Origin of the sequence: Dokdonia ponticola, assembly GCF_042653865.1 — a bacterium.
GTDB lineage: Bacteria > Bacteroidota > Bacteroidia > Flavobacteriales > Flavobacteriaceae > Dokdonia > Dokdonia ponticola.
The window spans coordinates 175,256-193,812 of record NZ_JBHSFV010000012.1; the positions used below are offsets into that span (position 1 = coordinate 175,256).

At 35.4% G+C, this 18,557-nt stretch carries 18 protein-coding genes; 6 read left to right on the forward strand and 12 right to left on the reverse strand.

The features are described 5' to 3' along the window. Positions 1–7: 7 nt before the first annotated feature. Both ACFO3O_RS18100 and ACFO3O_RS18105 read left to right on the forward strand, forming a co-directional pair. On the forward strand, positions 8–1,120 hold the full coding sequence (locus tag ACFO3O_RS18100; protein ID WP_379981434.1) for a helix-turn-helix domain-containing protein: 1,113 nt from the start codon (positions 8–10) through the stop codon (positions 1,118–1,120). Between the two features lie 102 nt (positions 1,121–1,222). Continuing rightward, positions 1,223–2,482, forward strand: coding sequence for an erythromycin esterase family protein (locus ACFO3O_RS18105; protein WP_379981436.1), 1,260 nt, complete (start codon positions 1,223–1,225; stop codon positions 2,480–2,482). A gap of 288 nt (positions 2,483–2,770) precedes the next feature. On the opposite strand, the gene ACFO3O_RS18110 is transcribed toward ACFO3O_RS18105, so the two are convergent. The 7 genes from ACFO3O_RS18110 to ACFO3O_RS18140 form a co-directional block, all read right to left on the reverse strand. After that, entirely contained in the window at positions 2,771–3,625 is an 855-nt protein-coding gene (locus tag ACFO3O_RS18110) for a substrate-binding domain-containing protein (RefSeq protein WP_379981438.1), read from the reverse strand. A gap of 38 nt (positions 3,626–3,663) precedes the next feature. Continuing rightward, positions 3,664–4,560 carry a nucleoside phosphorylase gene (locus tag ACFO3O_RS18115; RefSeq protein WP_379981440.1) on the reverse strand — a complete coding sequence of 299 codons (897 nt, stop codon included), beginning with the start codon at positions 4,558–4,560 and terminating at the stop codon, positions 3,664–3,666. Between the two features lie 6 nt (positions 4,561–4,566). Next, complete coding sequence (locus tag ACFO3O_RS18120) at positions 4,567–5,499, reverse strand: DUF1835 domain-containing protein (RefSeq protein ID WP_379981442.1); 933 nt, start codon at positions 5,497–5,499, stop codon at positions 4,567–4,569. A 108-nt stretch (positions 5,500–5,607) separates the two neighbouring features. Then, the gene (locus ACFO3O_RS18125; RefSeq protein WP_379981444.1) at positions 5,608–5,937 is read right to left on the reverse strand and encodes a translation initiation factor; all 330 of its coding nucleotides are present in this window, start codon (positions 5,935–5,937) and stop codon (positions 5,608–5,610) included. 6 nt (positions 5,938–5,943) lie between these two features. Then, the gene (locus ACFO3O_RS18130; RefSeq protein WP_379981446.1) at positions 5,944–6,414 is read right to left on the reverse strand and encodes a hypothetical protein; all 471 of its coding nucleotides are present in this window, start codon (positions 6,412–6,414) and stop codon (positions 5,944–5,946) included. 104 nt (positions 6,415–6,518) lie between these two features. After that, on the reverse strand, positions 6,519–7,469 hold the full coding sequence (locus tag ACFO3O_RS18135) for an isopenicillin N synthase family dioxygenase (RefSeq protein WP_379981448.1): 951 nt from the start codon (positions 7,467–7,469) through the stop codon (positions 6,519–6,521). Between the two features lie 100 nt (positions 7,470–7,569). Continuing rightward, positions 7,570–9,189: a carboxypeptidase-like regulatory domain-containing protein gene (locus ACFO3O_RS18140; RefSeq protein ID WP_379981450.1), complete on the reverse strand. Its 1,620-nt coding sequence runs from the start codon at positions 9,187–9,189 to the stop codon at positions 7,570–7,572. Positions 9,190–9,441: 252 nt separating this feature from the next. Here ACFO3O_RS18140 and ACFO3O_RS18145 point away from each other — a divergent pair, with 252 nt between their 5' ends. Next, positions 9,442–11,448: an alpha-ketoacid dehydrogenase subunit alpha/beta gene (locus ACFO3O_RS18145; RefSeq protein WP_379981452.1), complete on the forward strand. Its 2,007-nt coding sequence runs from the start codon at positions 9,442–9,444 to the stop codon at positions 11,446–11,448. A gap of 68 nt (positions 11,449–11,516) precedes the next feature. Here ACFO3O_RS18145 and ACFO3O_RS18150 read toward each other — a convergent pair whose 3' ends face one another. From ACFO3O_RS18150 to ACFO3O_RS18170, 5 genes are all read right to left on the reverse strand, one after another. Then, positions 11,517–11,711, reverse strand: coding sequence for a hypothetical protein (locus tag ACFO3O_RS18150; protein WP_379981454.1), 195 nt, complete (start codon positions 11,709–11,711; stop codon positions 11,517–11,519). Between the two features lie 234 nt (positions 11,712–11,945). Further along, positions 11,946–12,134, reverse strand: a complete 189-nt coding sequence (locus ACFO3O_RS18155; RefSeq protein WP_379981456.1) for a hypothetical protein — start codon at positions 12,132–12,134, stop codon at positions 11,946–11,948. 136 nt (positions 12,135–12,270) lie between these two features. After that, positions 12,271–12,459 carry a hypothetical protein gene (locus ACFO3O_RS18160; RefSeq protein WP_379981458.1) on the reverse strand — a complete coding sequence of 63 codons (189 nt, stop codon included), beginning with the start codon at positions 12,457–12,459 and terminating at the stop codon, positions 12,271–12,273. 188 nt (positions 12,460–12,647) lie between these two features. Further along, a complete protein-coding gene (locus ACFO3O_RS18165) occupies positions 12,648–12,833 on the reverse strand; it encodes a hypothetical protein (RefSeq protein ID WP_379981460.1) in 186 nt (61 codons plus the stop codon). An 884-nt stretch (positions 12,834–13,717) separates the two neighbouring features. Further along, positions 13,718–15,340 carry a vitamin K epoxide reductase family protein gene (locus ACFO3O_RS18170; protein WP_379981462.1) on the reverse strand — a complete coding sequence of 541 codons (1,623 nt, stop codon included), beginning with the start codon at positions 15,338–15,340 and terminating at the stop codon, positions 13,718–13,720. Between the two features lie 339 nt (positions 15,341–15,679). Between ACFO3O_RS18170 and ACFO3O_RS18175 the strand changes: the two genes are divergently transcribed. From ACFO3O_RS18175 to ACFO3O_RS18185, 3 genes are read left to right on the forward strand one after another with little or no spacing between them, the layout of a single operon-like run. After that, positions 15,680–16,801 (forward strand): NAD(P)/FAD-dependent oxidoreductase, encoded by a 1,122-nt coding sequence (locus tag ACFO3O_RS18175; RefSeq protein WP_379981464.1) that lies wholly within the window; start codon positions 15,680–15,682, stop codon positions 16,799–16,801. Then, on the forward strand, positions 16,798–17,508 hold the full coding sequence (locus ACFO3O_RS18180; protein WP_379981466.1) for a methyltransferase domain-containing protein: 711 nt from the start codon (positions 16,798–16,800) through the stop codon (positions 17,506–17,508). Before ACFO3O_RS18175 ends, ACFO3O_RS18180 begins: the two co-directional genes overlap by 4 nt. Then, complete coding sequence (locus tag ACFO3O_RS18185; RefSeq protein WP_379981468.1) at positions 17,505–18,557, forward strand: type III polyketide synthase; 1,053 nt, start codon at positions 17,505–17,507, stop codon at positions 18,555–18,557. Before ACFO3O_RS18180 ends, ACFO3O_RS18185 begins: the two co-directional genes overlap by 4 nt.

The window sequence follows — 18,557 nt, forward strand, 5'->3', positions numbered from 1 at the left end:
CATTTGCATGGACTTAGACTATAATGCATTTAATATTCTTATTCTTTTTGGGGCGATCCAAGGCATTATCCTGTGTGTTTTTTTACGTCAAAAAAGAAAAATAAATCCCATAGCTGTAGATTTTTTCCTATTATTTCTGTTTTCATTATCGTTTTTTAATCTGATCTATGCCTTTTTAGACATGGATTTTTTTAAGTATCATCGGCCATTACATATGTTTCCATTTCCTTACAAATGGTTGATAGGAGCAGGGTTTTATTTTTATATAAAAAATCAATTTCCAGTTAAGGAAAACACTTTTTCGTACCATAAAAAAGAATGGTATTTATTAGCCCCAGCTTTCGTGTATTTATTCGTAAGAATTTATTGGTTTTCTATAGCTGTACGAGAAGATAGTTATCGAATCACTGCTGTAATTGTTGACTCAGATTTCTTCAGGATTCATGAATTTTTCTTTCTGTTTTTCACATTGTTCATGGGTATAGCCTCTTTCCTTTTTCTGCGTAAAAATGAACATAAAATTCACTCAAAATATACAGCAGCAGTAAGGTGGCTTCAAAAATTTACACGAGTATTTATACTTATTTCAAGTATAGATTTGGTGTTGTACATATCAGATTTACTCTTAAATGCGGGTATTGAGAGTTTTGGATTTTATTACGCGACCTTGATTATAAATGCAGGGTTTATTTATTGGGTTGGTTTTATGGGATTCACCAAACCAACTTTGTTTTTTTCAAATTTTAAGTACACCCAAGAGGTCTCAACAGCAGCTTCAGACGATATTTCTGAAAAATTAAAACATGCGATTCAAACAGAAAAAGTATACCGCAACCCACATCTCACGGTAACAGAATTATCGGCAAAAATCCATATTTCTTCCAAAGAGCTTTCTAAATATATCAATGAAGTGTTGGGAATGAATTTTTCAGAATATATTAATTTTCACCGTGTAGAAGAAGTGAAAGCATTAATAATGACTCAGGAAGCATCAAAATACACTTTAGTAACATTGGCTGAAAAAGCTGGTTTTAGTTCTAAGTCTTCTTTTAATGAAACGTTCAAAAAAGTGACAGGCAGCACGCCATCTGCATATAAAAAGAAGATGGCTAAGTCCTAAAATATGTCCAAGATGTTGTTTTCTGGACATACCGACCTTTAAAAACACCTTGTCTCAAAGGGTTTAGATTCATATTTGCAGAAACTAATCTCTTTAGACCTTATGAAACAACTAGCTATTATCGCACTATTCTTTATAGGCTGTATCCAAACTTCTTGCAGCCAAAAAACAATAACTCCTTCTGAGTGGCTTATTGAAAATACCATAGAGTTGCAACCTGATGGTACGTATGATTTTTCTCAATTAAAAGAAGTTTTAAAAAATAAACGCATTATCGCTTTGGGTGAAAGCTCTCATGGTTTAGGAAAATACTATGAGATGAAATCTGAATTAGCCATCTTTCTTCATAAAGAAATGGGATTTGAAGTCTTAGCCATGGAAGGAGGTCTAGGAGATATTAATCTAGCGTATGTAGATTTGGATACCATTAGCCCCAAAAAATTACGCGATTATACGCTGTTTGGAAATTTTAAAGCACAAGAATTAGATACACTTTTTCATTATATCAAAGAAACGAGTACTTCAGAAAACCCCTTGATATATGCAGGATATGACACACAATTTTCTTCTAATTACTTTACCACAAAAATGGTGCGGTTACTAGCTCCTCTAAATAAAACGATGTCTGATAGTTTTGCAACTAGAATATATTCTTTTCAGAAATCGTTTCAAGCAGCACGGGCTAATGATTCTACAGCCTATATAAAACATCGTGATATTTATGTCAAAAACGCAACAGATGCGAGTCAATTGATTAAGGAAAATAAAGAATTTCTTATACAGTCAAAGACACTTACTGAGGAAGAATATGTATTGATTCAAAGAACGTTAGATATGTTTGTCAGGTCGACTGATGTTAGTTATGCAGATCGCTTTATGACATTAACACTTAGAGATGAATTGATGGCAGAAAACATAATATGGTTACTAGATGAAGTATATCCAGATAAGAAAATCATTGTTTGGGCACATAATGGACATGTTGAAAAGGGAGCGGCAGAGGGATATCATGCGAAGCTTATGGGGCATTACCTTAAAGAAAAGTATAAAGATGATTACTATGCTATAGGTCTTTTTACTTATGAAGGTGAAGCCTATCAGTTTTGGACAGGAACAACAACTCCTTTTACCAATAATGATAGCACAGCCATAGAGCATACGTTTTTTAAAACACAAAAAGAAGTTGCTTTTTTAGATCTATCTGACCTGCAGCAAACACCGGCTACGCAACAGCTTTTTGAAGTCAAGACAGGTTTTGAATTAGAGAATGGAGGCACTATCCCTTTTATCCCAACCCATCGATTTGATGGTATTATTTCTGTTAAAACATCTAGAATTCCTACCTATGACAAAAGGGAGTGATTTTTTGTAAGAACTAAATCTAGCATGTAGCGCATAAAAAAATGACGCCGAAAATTTGAATTAAGCTTCAGCGCCATTTTGTATTGTGTTATGTATATATCTAAACTTATTCTTCGTCAGGGTCGGTTTCTACAACCTTGTTACAACTAAACTGAAGTAGTAAAAAATTAATTACTACTAAAACACCAATTACTATAAAAAATGTAGTCATTCCCCCAGGTTATTAGTTATACCTAATAGATGCACGAAGTTACATAAGGTTGCGTCTAAAGTTAAAAAAAATACAAATTAGTGTAAATTAACATAAAACTCTTTTGCATCTTTCTCTTTTTCAATCATTTGTAATTCTAATAATTTTGATTGAATTCGCATAATTTCTTCAGAAGTAATCTGTTCTTGAGACCAAGTCGTACCCGATAACCATTTTTGAATGTCTTCTAGCTTTTGTTCATATCGATGTGCAAGTGTACGATCTATAGAAGGGATGTTTTTAAAGTCTCGTGTCACTTGATTGATGATGTCCAAAACAATTTTTATTTCATCGTTCTTCGTGGCAATAGCGTCAGGGTTTCCAGCAATCACAAAACAGCTCCACGGCGTTGGGAAGTCTCCTAATCTTCTAAAAACACCAGCGTCTACAATAGGTTTGGTTGTAAAATGCTCCCACATAAAATAGTCGGCAGTTCCGTTAGTAAGCGCTTCAACAGCGTTTTCTAAGGTATTTACCACTTCAAAATCTAGTTTTGAGGTATCCCATCCTCTTTGTTTTGCCTGTACGTGTGCCATGACATGCGATCCAGACCCATATCGGCTGATGGCTGCTTTTGCAAATTGGAGTTCGTCTATATCCTTAAACGGACTATCATGTGACACATGCACTCCCCATAAGAGTGGAGAAGAAACATACAACTGTAAAATTTTAGATGGATTCCCGTTGGCAATATCTTTAATAACTCCGCCCGTAAGGATGACTGCTAGGTCTATTTCTTCAGCTCTTAAGGCTTTATTCATGGCACCAGTCCCTTCTGGAAATTCAATCCACTCTACAGACACGCCTGCTTTTTTAAATAATCCTTCCTCCATGGCTAAGTGCCAAGGGAGATTAAAATGTTCAGGAACGCCTCCTATTTTTAGTTGCTTCATCTAGAATTAAATTGTGTGTAAAATTACGGAAAATCCGCTTACATCGTTGCAATACGATCTAAGGTATATTGGATCAGATGGTCGGTTGTTTTATTAGGTTCCTTACTAAAAGTTCCTGTTGCTCTGTTTGCTAAAATAGCATTCATAGACACGGCTCTGTGACCTAATAGTTTAGCGAGACCGTAAATGCCTGCTGTTTCCATTTCTAGGTTGGTTATTTTGCTTTCGCGAAATGGTATGCTGAGCTTGTCGAAGTAGCGGAATTCCCCCAACTTCTGGTTCATCGTTGCATCTGAAGTTTGTAAACGCAATACCCTGCCTTGCGGACCATAAAAACCAACATTAGTAGCTGTAAATCCCTGAACAACCTGATCTGATAGAAAATGACTCGCAAGATCACGATCACAGCTAACCACATAAGGTTCGCTTTTTTCAGCAGCCCATCCCATGTGTTCTATAAATGCTTTTTGAATCTCAGGATGCTGTATGGAAGCACTATCATAAAAATGAAGCAGAGCATCAAGTCCTATTGCCATATCACTTAAAAGAAAGCTATCTACGGGGATATCTTCTTGAATGGATCCACTCGTACCAATACGAATGATATCCAGAGAGGTGAGTGTTTTTTTTAGCGTTCGCGTTTTAAAATCAATATTCACAAGCGCATCGAGTTCGTTAAGGACAATATCTATATTATCAGTCCCTATTCCCGTTGAAATAACGGTAATGGGTTTTCCTTTATAAGTGCCCGTACTTGTTTTAAACTCCCTACATTGTACTGTGTGTGTAATAGTATCAAAATGGGCAGTAACAGCAGCGACACGATCTGGATCACCTACGGTGATCACGGTAGATGCCACGTGTTCTGGGCGAAGGTGTAAATGGTAGATACTCCCTTCAGGATTCAGAATAAGTTCAGAAGCTGGAATCGCCATAGTATATTATTTTTTTATGAGTTCGTGCGTCTCATCATTATAACGGTATGTATATTTGGAAGCGCCTCCAAAATAACATTCATTATGTTGACCAGGTGCTTGAATATCATCACCCGATAAGGCGCGTTCTCCTTTTGTAGTAACGACAAAAATACCGTCTAGCTCTTCAAAATACGAGCGCATTCTTTTAATCATTTTTAAAACTTGCATATCTCCATACCCATAATATCCTTGATAATTGAGTACATATCCACATAACTGACGTTCAGAGGTTATTTGATGTTTTTTTATAAGTTGTAAAATATGTGATTCTAACCTATTTAATCCAGAATGTGCTTCTGGGAATCGCTTTTTATGAGCACTGATACAGTTGGATAAATAGATAAAACTACTGTCTTTGGCAAGCATGGGTTGTAAAGCGGTATGCTCCTCGCTACAATATAATCGCCAGATGTGATCAGCGAGTAATATATCATTTCTGGAAAGCGCTACTTTTTGTTGGTAATGCTCTTTGAGTTGCGGAATCGTAAGTTCAGAAATACCTTTCAGTTCTTTTTCTCCAGAAACGCGACCACTACAAACGAGATAAAGAGGTACTTTACTTCCTAATTGCATCAAGTGACTGATACACGCCATCATGTTGATATGACAAAAAAGGTCATATTCAAACCAAAGAATGATCTCATCGTAGACAGCATGATTTTTTAGAATCTCCAATTGAGAAATAAACTTTTCTTCATAGTCGGTAGTGTCAAGGGCGTAATCATTTTTTAAGAAGGCTTTACGCGTACTCATAAACGCTTTATCGCCTATAGTGTAGGTGGTTTTGCCCTCGCAAAGCATTTCTCTCCAAACGGCAAAATCTCCTTGGATTTCTAGGTCGAGTAATCTATCATTAAGGCTATCACCATTTGTGATATGAAGTGTTTTTGATACCAATAGGATACTGTTTTAGTTGTGAATTTAAAGAGAATAATTTTATTTCTAGACACTAGACACTAGACACTAGACACTAGACACTAGACACTAGACACTAGACACTAGACACTACCCCCCAACACGTTTTACTTTAAAGCCTTTGTCCTTTAGGAAGTTCATGATCTTATCGCGGTAATCCCCTTGAATGATGATTTGGTCATTTTTAAAACTACCGCCTACACTTAGGAGTTTTTTGATCTCTTTTGCAAGGAGTTTAAAATCACTATCGGCCCCCGTGTATCCTTCTATAATCGTAATGGGTTTCCCTTTGCGTTTCTCATATTTACAAATCAGCGGATCGTCTTGCATCCATAACGTATCTTCTGCGTCTTCTTGAATCTCGGGCTCAGAAGGGGTATGATCAGGAAAAAGGTTTTTGAGTTGGTCTTGTAAATCCATGAATTGTTAATTTGTTAGATATCTAGTTTTTATCTCTGCGATACTATCTACTATTTTTATTTGATTTTCTGTAAATAAATCATCTTGGACTTTAAGTGTATAATCTTCTTTAGCGGGACTTGATATGAGAAAAAGATAATACTCTGTCAGTCCAAAAGCATTGCCAACACATCCTAATTGAAAATGAACAGTTCCTTCATCATCAACGCTGTTTATGATGTAATCAAATACTTTTGGGTCTTTTCTTTCTAGTAAACCTTGGAATACAACACCTTTCACAGCACTATTATCATACTTGATTAGTTGATGTAATTCGGATGTTTTTGCAGCATTGATTAGCCATTGCTGAGTTTTCCAAAAACTTGATAAACGTCCAGCATATCCTGTGAATTTAGAGTCTATACCATTCCTTTTCTCGATGTACAACACCGTATCTTTTATCTCAGGTCTGATCTCAGACCAGTCAAAATGATACATGGGTTTTTTAAACTCATTAGAATAGATAAAACTCGAAAAGAGTACTATGATAAGTAAGCTAGAAAAAAAATAATATGTTGAATGACTTTTGATCTTTATATAAATTATTCTTTAATCAATCCAATTTCCACCAGACGTTGGTGTAAAAATTCTCCTGCAGTGATGTCCTCAAATGCTTTAGGGTGCTCTTCTGAGACACATTGATCTAGACAGTTTAATTTCATGTCACTGCGCGGATGCATAAAAAACGGAATCGAATATCGTGGTGTATCCCATTGCTCTTTTGGAGGATTTACCACGCGATGAATTGTAGAGCGTAATTTATTATTGGTGAGGCGTTCTAACATATCTCCTACATTAATCACGAGTTCATCTTCGTTAGGGATGGCATCAATCCACTCGCCATCAGTGCGTAGGACTTGTAATCCTCCTGCAGACGCTCCCATGAGAAGGGTAATGAGGTTAATATCTCCATGGGCACCCGCACGTACGGCACCTTTAGGTTCTTCAGTGATAGGAGGGTAGTGGATAGGGCGTAAGATACTATTCCCATTACTCGCCCAATGATCAAAATAAAACTCATCAAGTCCTATATATATTGCTAGAGCTCTTAGGACATAAATTCCTGTTTTTTCTAGCATTCGGTATGCTTCCATCCCCGTAGGGTTAAAGTTTGGAAGTTCGCTTACTTGTACATTTTCAGGATACGCTTCTGAGAGATTTGCATCGGCAGAAGGTTCTTGTCCAAAATGCCAAAACTCTTTTAAATCTCCTTCTTTTTTTCCTTTGGCATGCTCTTTTCCAAAAGAGATATAGCCACGTTGTCCACCTAACCCTTCAATTTCATATTTTGCTTTTTCCTCAAGTGGGAGGGCAAAAAAGTTTTTGACTTCTTTATAAAGATTGTCTACAAGGGTTTCATCTAGGAAATGATTCTTTAAAGAAACAAAGCCTATTTCTTCATAGGCAGTTCCTATTTCTTGGACAAATTTTTGTTTTCTTTTGGGATCGCCACTCAAAAAATCAGAGAGGTCTACACTTGGAATATTATTCATCGTTACTGTCTTAAATCTTGTACAACAAAGATACAAATTTTAGGCGGTGGCTATACGCTTTCGCGAAAGCGTGTAAAGAAATGTATAGCCATCGCTAGGTTTAATTTTTCAAAGGCGTGTTCATCCAATAATCAGACATGTTTTCTGGGGCTTTGATCGGTTGATTCAGAAAAATAGGTCTGTTTTTTGACATGTATCCTGTATTAGAAAATAATTTCTCCTGTAATCTAAGTTCTTGCACAAAAAATTCTCGATATTGATAATATGTCGTCGATTCCTGCTCATTAATCATATTACCATCTATATCTTCTATGTTTTTTACTTGAATAAAAAGAGTGTTCTTATCACTTTCTTCGGACTCCCTTATTTTTTTCAAAAAAATAATCTCAGGATCTTTCGGGTATAAGAGTACCTTATTTTCCCTTATGGAAACACTATCAAGACTGATCTTTTCATTTTGATACCATAGTTTGTAATTGTTCTTTCTGAGCGCATCTTTGCGTAATGGTTCGTTATTAAACGTAAGTTCAAATCTTTTTTTGGTAATATCTGCAATGGCTTTGGTCGGTTTGAATTTTGGTGGTTGTAAGACATCAAAAGCATTGTTGAAGGAAATGTAATTGGGATACATTTTAAAATCTTCTAATTGATATTCTACAATGATTTCGTATAACAGTTTTTTTGGCTTGTCTTTTTCCATGACAATAGATTCTGCAAGACCTTGAGGTAGCGCTGCTTTTTTTCTGGAGGATGACGTATCAAAAACCGTATATTCCATTTTGTATATTTTGAAATCACTTTGACTGATGTAGATTGTTCCCTCGGCTCTATAATTTTCTTGTGACTTTACCATTTTGATTACATAGAGTTGTGTATTGGCTATGGAAGTTTCAGGCAATAGTTTAAGTCTGTGATTTTTGATGATGTCTCTATCAAAACGATTTATAAAGTCATAACTATCAATATTGTAATTGCGAATAGCATCGTGCAATCGAAGTATGGTATATTCATTCCCTCCTTGACCTTTTAACGTTGCATTTGGGATCACTTTATTATTGTTTATATAGTCATAGGGGCGTGCGGCAATGGTATCTGTACGGAAATTAGTATTCCTTTTGTAGGTGTATAATTGTATGTTTGTATACTTTTTGTCCTGATAGTTAAAACCAGGGTCGGAGACACCCATAATAGCTTCGTTGAGATTTACATATTCTTTTTCTTTGATTTGATAGTCTCTATAATAGCCTACGTATGAAAATGGGTCAAATGGATAATTATCGGGTATGTTCTCAATAGCGGTTTGTATAATGGCTCTAGCTGTTAGTTTCTTTTTACTGTTCTTTTTCCTTTTCTTTTTGGACCCTACAATGGTGACGGTTGCCAATGCCTCTACTTTAGCGGCTAGTTTTATGATATTAATTTTCTCTTTGTTAAGGTTTGATAATACGATTTCTTGTGATTCGTATCCGATAGATGAGATGACTAGCGTGTCTCCTAGTTTTTGTAGTTTTTCAGGAATTTTAAATCCTCCGTCCATATTGGAGATCAATCCTTTTGATTTATTCTTGACTCTGATGGTAGCAAAGGGGATGGGCGTTTCTTCTTTTTCGTCAATTAATCGACCTTCAATAAAACTATCTTGTTGAGAATAGATGAGCGGAGTTACAAATAGTCCTAATAAAACGACTAATGACCGTATCATGGGAGTGATTGAAGGCATCTTTTTTTATAAAAATAAGCAACTTTAAGTTGATAAGCCGTTTGTGTATTGTTTAATTACTGTTAAAAATAATTGATGAATAGTTGCTCGAAGTCTTAATAATATAAATGTTTTATATGACTATATTTATAGGTCAAACTAAGGGGGGCTATTTATAGAGAAAAAGTTAGAAATATCATCGTTTTTCTAAAATTACGATATCGTTTACGTTATAATAATACCTTACATTTGTTATAATAGAAGACACACTTAATGACGACTAAAACTGATACTAAATTACCTTTTGCATACGATCGGGAATCTCTGAGTGATGACATGCTTTTACAACTGTATAAAGCAATGCTTACGCCAAGATTAATAGAGGAAAAGATGCTTATTTTACTAAGACAAGGTAAAATTTCCAAATGGTTTTCTGGAATTGGACAAGAAGCGATTTCTGTAGGTGTGACCATGGCTATGCAATCAGAGGAATATATCTTGCCGATGCATCGTAATTTAGGTGTATTTACAACGCGTGAGATTCCATTATACCGATTATTTGCTCAATGGCAAGGAAAGGCAAGTGGTTTTACCAAAGGCCGTGATCGTAGTTTTCATTTTGGAACACAAGAATATAAAATCGTTGGGATGATATCCCATCTAGGTCCTCAACTAGGCGTTGCTGATGGCATTGCACTCGCGCACAAATTACGTGAAGAAAAAGCAGTGACAGCTGTTTTTACTGGAGAAGGAGGGACTAGCGAAGGTGATTTTCATGAAGCGCTTAATGTTGCCTCGGTATGGCAATTACCTGTGTTGTTTTGTATAGAAAATAATGGCTACGGATTGTCAACGCCCACTAGCGAGCAATATAACTGTGAGAACTTAGCTGACAGAGCACTAGGATACGGGATGGAAAGCCATATTATAGATGGTAATAATATCCTAGAAGTATATAACAAAGTCAACGCACTTGCAGAAGATGTGCGTCAGAATCCACGACCGGTATTGCTAGAGTTTAAAACCTTTAGAATGCGAGGTCATGAAGAAGCAAGTGGCACCAAATATGTGCCTGATGACCTTATGGAAACTTGGGCTCAAAAAGATCCGCTTGATAATTATAAGAAGTACTTAGTGGAACTGGGTGTTCTTACAGAAGAAATGCATGAAAACATGGCTTCTCAAATAAAAGAAGAGATTAATAAAAACTTAGATATCGCCTACGAAGAAGAAGCTATTGTCCCTGACTTAGCGACAGAGCTGTCAGATGTATTTGCGCCTTTTACGTATCAAAACACACCTCCTAGCACAGAAACAGAAGAAAAACGACTTATAGATGCTATTTCTGACGGACTTAAACAGTCTATGGAACGTTATGATGATCTTGTGATTATGGGGCAGGATGTCGCTGAATATGGTGGGGTATTTAAAATTACTGATGGTTTTGTAGCCGCTTTTGGAAAAGAGCGCGTGCGTAACACACCCATTTGTGAGAGCGCCATTGTGGAAGCAGCGATGGGGCTTTCGATTAGTGGGAAAAAAGCGGTAATGGAAATGCAATTTGCAGATTTTGCAACGTCTGGATTTAATCCTATTGTGAATTATTTAGCCAAGTCACATTACCGTTGGTCCCAAGCCGCTGATGTGGTAGTACGAATGCCTTGTGGGGCTGGAGTAGGAGCAGGTCCTTTTCACTCTCAAACCAATGAAGCTTGGTTTACGCATACACCAGGACTCAAAGTAGTGTACCCTGCATTTCCTTATGATGCTAAAGGATTACTCGCAACAGCCATAGAAGATCCTAATCCGGTGCTCTTTTTTGAACATAAAGCATTGTACAGAAGTATACGTCAAGAGGTACCAACCAATTATTATACATTGCCTATTGGGAAAGCCGTTTCCTTAAAGGAAGGAAATGATGTGACAATCATTACCTATGGAGCAGGGGTACATTGGGCTTTAGAAACCTTAGCAAATCATACAGATATCTCAGCAGATTTGATTGATTTAAGAACACTACAACCGTTGGATACAGAAGCTATTTTTGCATCTGTAAAAAAGACTGGAAAAGTGTTATTACTTACCGAAGATTCTGGATTTGGAAGCGTGATGTCTGATATTTCGGCGATGATTTCAGAAGTGTGTTTTGAATTTTTAGACGCTCCTATACGGAGAGTCACAAGTATAGATACACCCATCCCTTTTGCGGGCCAACTGGAAGAACAATATCTTTCGCGAAAGCGCTTAGAGGAAACATTAAAAGAACTTATTGCTTATTAGCCGTATAAAATAACATCCAAACTTGATTCATTATCACCAAGTTTGGATGTTTTATGGTTATTTACATTCTAAAAAGGAATGCACGTTCCACTAGAACACCTTCCTTCACATCCACAATGGCCTAAATGAAAACATTGAGACCCTGTTGGTCTTCCAGTACAATTACCATTACATGCTATAATGGGTCTAAGTCCTCCGTCTACTTCTTTTTGCTGTGCTTTATTTAATGTTACAGCACCTTTGAGATTTTTTAATTTTTTCATAATTACAATTTTAATAAGTGAATATTCCTGATCATTTAAAGACATTCAGGGTCATGTCTCTCTTTTTAATACAATAGATAAAAGTATTTTTTGCTCCTTATTATAAAGACTTTTAAATAGCCAGATTAGTAATAGATTGAAATGAAGAAAAACAAATAGTTGCTTATCTATTTTGTATAAAGAAATATTCAGTTTTAGGTAAAATTACGAAACACTGAATAGAACACATCTAATCTATAGTGGCACGCATCCACCTAAGCAAACACCTGGGCATAGGCAATGACCTCCATAATAGCAACGAGATCCTCTAGGTTTCCCAGTACAACTGCTGCTACATTGTTTTCGTCCTCCTCCTCCATTGACTTCTTTTTGCTGTACGTTGTTTAATGTTACAGCTCCTTTCAGATTGATTAATTTTTTCATAATTAAAAAATTTAATAAGTGAATATGCCTGATCATTTAAAGACATTCAGGATCCTGTCTTTGTCATTAATATTCTTGAATAAAAGAAAATAATTTTCTCTCTTTTATGGGTTACTTGTTATAGATATTTATAATCCTAGTAGGGGATACACCCTTGAGAACTACTACATTCCCCTGGGCATCCACAATGTCCTTGGTAATAGCAGCGTGCTCCATTTGGTTTCCCCACACAACTTCCATTACATAATTTTCCTCCTCCATTTACTTCTTTTTGTTGAGCTTTATTTAATGAAGTAGCGCCTTTTAGATTTTTTAATTCTTTCATAATTACAATGTTAATGAGTAAATATTCCTGATGATTTAAAGACATTCAGAATCATGTCTATATTTTTTGTTTTCAGGTATAAAAAGAGTCTTTTTAGTTTCTGAAAAAATGAATAAATGTGTTTGGTATTTATATAAAAAAACAATCAGTGCCAAAATATATTTTGACACTGATTGTTAATTAGGATACTACCAAGGGATACAACCTCCGCTTAGGCAAGAACCAGGACATCCACAATGTCCTTGATAATAACATTGTGCTCCATGTGGTCTTCCTACGCAACTACTGTTGCATAATTTTCCACCTCCATTAACTTCTTTTTGCTGTGCTTTGTCTAAAGAAATAGCGCCTTTAAGATTCATTAATTTTTTCATGATTTTCATATTTTTGGTTAATAGTTTCCTTTTTATTTATAGACACTTAGGAATAGCCGTCTGCATACTATACAAGACAGTGCGTCTTGAAGTTACACTTCCAGATAATTTTTAAAATGATTATATCGTTTAGTAAAGATCGCAACACCCCTTGTATTGCACTTTCCAATATAATGACAGCTGGCACCTTCATAATATTTTGATCCTTGTGGTCTTCCTGCACAACCTCAAGATGGACTAACCCTACGTTAATTATTTTTTTGAACTATAGTTTTTAATACAGATGCTCCTTCTAAGATTTTTTAATTTTTTCATGACAATAGATTATTAAGTTAATGCCTGATTATTTAAAGACATTCAGGGTTGTGTCTGTAGATTTGCAGTATAGGGATTAACAAAATAGTCTGTGTAAGGACATGTGAATATAATGTCCTTATAGTTAAATGTTTATACATGCTTTAGTTCTGCTAAAGAAAAGCGTCGAATGATAGGAGATGACGTATGTTTACTGGAAAACAGAACAAAAAAGTGCTAGTAAACTTGAAAACCTTTGAAGATAATTTTATCAATTAGGTTCAAAATAACATACACGTATTCGCACCTATAAATCCATTTTTATGAATGTACAGGCAGAAAAGTTGATACTGTTTATAATTAGCTTTTGTTCAAGAGGCACAAGTGTGTGCGCTCTAATGAGGTTAGTTGACTTTTTCACGATAATAAAAATATTTAGTTAATAATTCTGAATATTTAAAGACTTCAGTTTAAGGTCTATCTTTTTGTATTATAGGGATTAACAAAATATATTTTATTGTAAATTAAATCGTTTTGTAGGTGTTAGGTTATTTAATAGTTATAGGTTTTAGTGGATTGTTTTATTTTTTTTAAGAAGTCATAATCGGACTATCTTCTATGGCTTCCGTTTGGTTTTCTAATTCGATGAGATCTTCTATAAATAAAGACAAATCATTTCTGTCGTATTCTCTTGGGTATTGATTTCCTTGTATATATAATGCTGGTGTGAAATTAATATTGTTTCTAGTACACCATTCTTTCTGAGCAGTCAACACATCTGTATAGTCCGCATCAAAACCGTTTTGTTGTTTTAGCCATTGCTTTAAATCAACATCATGCTTATATACTTCATGCATCATTTTAATACATCCTACTTCTCCTTGGGTATTATAAGCATGCAATAAATGAGAAGTCACTAAGAATCCTTGATCTTCTTTATCTTCTACTCGTACGTTAAAACGAACGATTACTTTTATATCATTCCCAGATTGCTTTAGAATATTCTCAATATCAGTATGAGCGTCTTTACAATAATAGCACAATGGACTCGTAACTAATACGACTTCTAATGCCGCATCTCTATTTCCTAATACGATTTCTTTGGGTAATTGAATATCGTTTTCAACATGATCATTTTCTTTGAGTAAAGTATTGAATATGGAAAAATTTCTTTTGAATTTATTACTCTCTATTTTAAGTGCATCCAATGATACCTTTTTCTGTAGCAAAGATTTAATTAAAAACCATAAGCTAATGATAAGTAGCATGCTTAAGGCGTATAAGCTTATTTCTTCTACGCTAAGTGATACAAAAGAAGTTGTATTCCCTGTAATAAATACCATAGCACTTTGCAGGAGAATAACAGCTGCAATACCCAAACATAATGGGCACCATTTCTTTAAAACAACACCTTGATAATATATAGAATACAGTACAAACGGAACAGCCAAGAGCGATAGGCTTGTGATAACACTACTTATGTCTATACCACTTAACAGTGCAAAGCAATACACTAATACATAGCTGCCAAAAGCTATAATACTTGCATCACTCAACGTAAGTATACCTCCTAATTTTGCTCCTTTGGAATTTAAAACAGCATCACAGCTTGTTTTTTCAGAAAGATTACAGATGCTAGCTGTACTACTAGATTCTATTCCTAATGAGTGTCCCACGATTAAGATACCCAGAATCAATCCAACTGTACTCAAGAAATAATGAATTCCTTCAAATATGAATGCTTTGTTGAGGAATGCAATTCCAACCCCTAATCCCACACATATGAGTACCCATTGCAATATTTTGGAACTATTTGTAGACTTTTCATCCTTAACGGTCTCATCTTTTTCTACAGCGACAATAATACCATCCCATGATTCAAAGAAGGAAACATTAGACATATTTTCTACTTGTTTATGATCGGTATAGACGTTAATTGTACCTACTTTTTTCTCAGCAAGACCTAAATACATCCCTTTTTCTCCTTTCAAATTCGCTATAAAAGTAGGAGGTAATTGATCTAAAGTATCTTGATCTGTTGGTACTTGCAACGCTAGATTTGGTACCCCAAAGTGTTTTAATACACCGGTGAGCGCATGTAAGCTAGGATATGAAGGATGACTCAGTAACTGAAGTTTTAACTCCTCTTTATTAAGCCTGATTTTATTGGTAATTAATAACTTGTCAAGAATATTAAATAATTGATCCTGCATATATATATAGATGGTATATAGTGTTAATAATGAATCTCTAAGTTACATTTTATTTTGTAAAAAAACGAAATTTAACTTATTTTAAGTTTAAATTATGATATGCTATGTATTTATTTATCAGGTTATTAGTGGTAAAATTCTTAAAAGAGATAAAATATATTAATGATTGATCTTCAGTTAATTATGGCAATTATATGATTTAATACCGTAATTAAATTATTAATAAACCATAAATTATTAACTCGAAAAAATGAAAGAAAATCTTTTTAAAAAGTTCTATTTTTTTTAGTGTCTAATTATTAGATTACTAGTATTTTTACTGTGAAGTGAACTTCAAACATGAGTGAAAATCAAATTAAAATTTTAATTATTGGTGGAGGGCTAGCGGGGCTTACAAGTGCGATTCATTTACTAAAAGAAGGCTTTGCGGTTACACTCATAGAAAAAAATACCTACCCAAAACATAAAGTTTGTGGGGAGTACATCTCTAATGAAGTGCTCACATATCTTGAGACTTTAGGAATTTATCCTTTTGATCATCAGGCAAAAAAAATCGATACATTTCATTTCTCGAGTCTTTCAGGCCGGCCGTTAGAAATTAAACTTCCCCTTGGAGGATTTGGGATGAGTAGGTTTACTTTAGACGCACTCATGGCAGATACGGCAGTAGAGCTAGGGGTACATTTGGTACATGACACCGTAAAAGATGTGCAATTCAATCACAATCAATCTCTAGTAAAAACCCTTAACCATCAGGAATTTACAGCAGATTACGTTTTAGGAGCCTATGGGAAACGTAGCGGTTTGGATATTACGCTTTCGCGAAAGTTTATACAGAAAAAATCTGCTTGGCTTGGTGTCAAAGCGCATTATAAAACAGATTTCCCTGATAATCTAGTGGCACTACATAATTTTAATGGCGGCTATTGCGGCCTTTCAAAAGTAGAGACAGGTCATGTGAATGCCTGTTACCTTGCCGATTATGCTTCTTTTAAAAAGTTTAAAAACATAGAAGAATACCAACAAAAAGTACTGTATAAAAACAAAGCGCTTAAACATTTCTTTGAAAATGCTGAAATGATTTTCGAAGCTCCTGTGACCATCAGTCAGATATCATTCGATAAAAAAGAACCTGTAGTCAATCATATTTTTATGATAGGCGATAGTGCAGGATTGATTCACCCTCTTTGCGGTAATGGCATGGCTATGGCGATTCACAGTGCAAAAATAATTTCAAGCCTATTGGCAAAACAAAAATCAAATACCTATACAAGAACAGCATTAGAACAACACTATACAAACGCATGGAATGGCGCCTTTAAAAAACGACTCAAGATGGGGCGATGGATTCAAAATGCCCTACAACATAAAAAACTTACACGTATGGGAGTGTCTCTTATTAGTACGTCTCCTTATATATTAAAAACGATTATCAAATCTACACACGGGACATCTATATGAGAGATTTAAGAGCAAGAGCCACTGAGCAAGAACTCATGGATGATCCCAATATTTCTGAAATAGATTTAAAAAATGCCCTCGTAGCTATCTCTAGAGTCAATAAATTACTAGGCGGAAACCGAATCACCATCAAAGCCTTAGAACGCCTTTTTAACGAAAATCCTTCAAAAAAAGAATGGACCCTCGTAGATGTAGGCTGTGGTGATGGAGAAATGCTGCGTCTTATCGCCGATTATTTCACCTCTAAAAATCTTCATTTGCATTTAGTAGGCTTTGATTTGAGTCCGCAAAGTATTGCCATGGGAAAAGAGTTGTCTGATGGCTACCCCAATATTGATTTGAGTGTAAAAGATATTTTAAGCGTTCAAAATGATTCTTTTGAGTGTGATATTATACTATGCACCCTTACATTGCATCATTTTAAAGATCAAGAGATTCTTAAGTTTATGAAACATTTTGTAGCCCTTGCACAAGTGGCAGTCATCATAAATGACTTACAAAGAAGTAAAATGGCATACCAGTTATTTAGATTATTTAGTCGTATTTTTATCAAGAGCCACATTGCAAAAAATGACGGTCTTATTTCTATCGCAAGCGCATTTAAAAAGCACGAATTAAAAAAAGTTGCACAACAATTGGAATTAAAACACTCTGAGATTACTTGGAAATGGGCATTTCGATATCTGTGGTTAATTAAAACTCTATGAACGTAAAGATTACAACAGTAGCAAAACAACTCCCAAAATACCATAGGACCACAGACGAAATCATCCCTTTTTTGGATGTTTGGTTACACGATCAAGACGATCGTTTTAAACGAAAGGTAAAAAAGATCTTTGGCAATGCCGCGGTAGATAAACGCTATAGTATCATGGCACCAGAAGAGGTCTTTACTGCTACGAGTTTTGAAGAAAAAAATAATATCTACACAAGGGAAGTTGTAAAACTTGGCGAACAGGTATTGGAAAAAGCACTTACAAAAGCTTCTTGGGCTCCACAATCATTAGACTATATTATCACGGTGAGTTGTACGGGGATTATGATACCATCCCTTGATGCCTATTTAATTAATAGCCTACAATTACGACAAGATATCGTTCGGCTTCCTGTGACAGAAATGGGATGTGCTGCAGGCGTTTCTGGTGTGATTTATGCCAATGAGTTTCTAAAAGCAAACCCAGGCAAACGAGCAGCCGTAATCGCTATCGAAAGTCCCACGGCTACGTTTCAACACACAGATTTCTCGATGGTAAATGTCGTGAGTGCTGCGATTTTTGGGGATGGCGCTGCCTGTGTCTTACTCTCCTCAAAAGAAGAAGACAGTGGCCCAGAAATCGTAGATACAGAAATGTATCATTTTTTTGATGCACAACACATGATGGGCTTTAAATTGGTCAATACAGGTTTGCAAATGATCCTTGATCAAGCTGTTCCAGAAACCATTGCACAACAATTCCCAGATATTATACATCCGTTTTTAGAGAAAAATGGACTCGATATACACGCCGTACAACACCTTATTTTTCATCCCGGCGGACGTAAAATAGTAGAAACCGTAGAAGACCTTTTCGGGAAATTGGGTAAAAACATAGATGATACCAAAGAAGTATTACGTTTGTATGGAAATATGAGTAGTGCTACCGTACTCTATGTGTTAGAACGTTTTTTAGACAAACAATTACCCAAAGATGATATAGGAATTATGCTTAGCTTCGGACCCGGTTTTTCGGCGCAACGTGTCTTATTAAAATGGTAA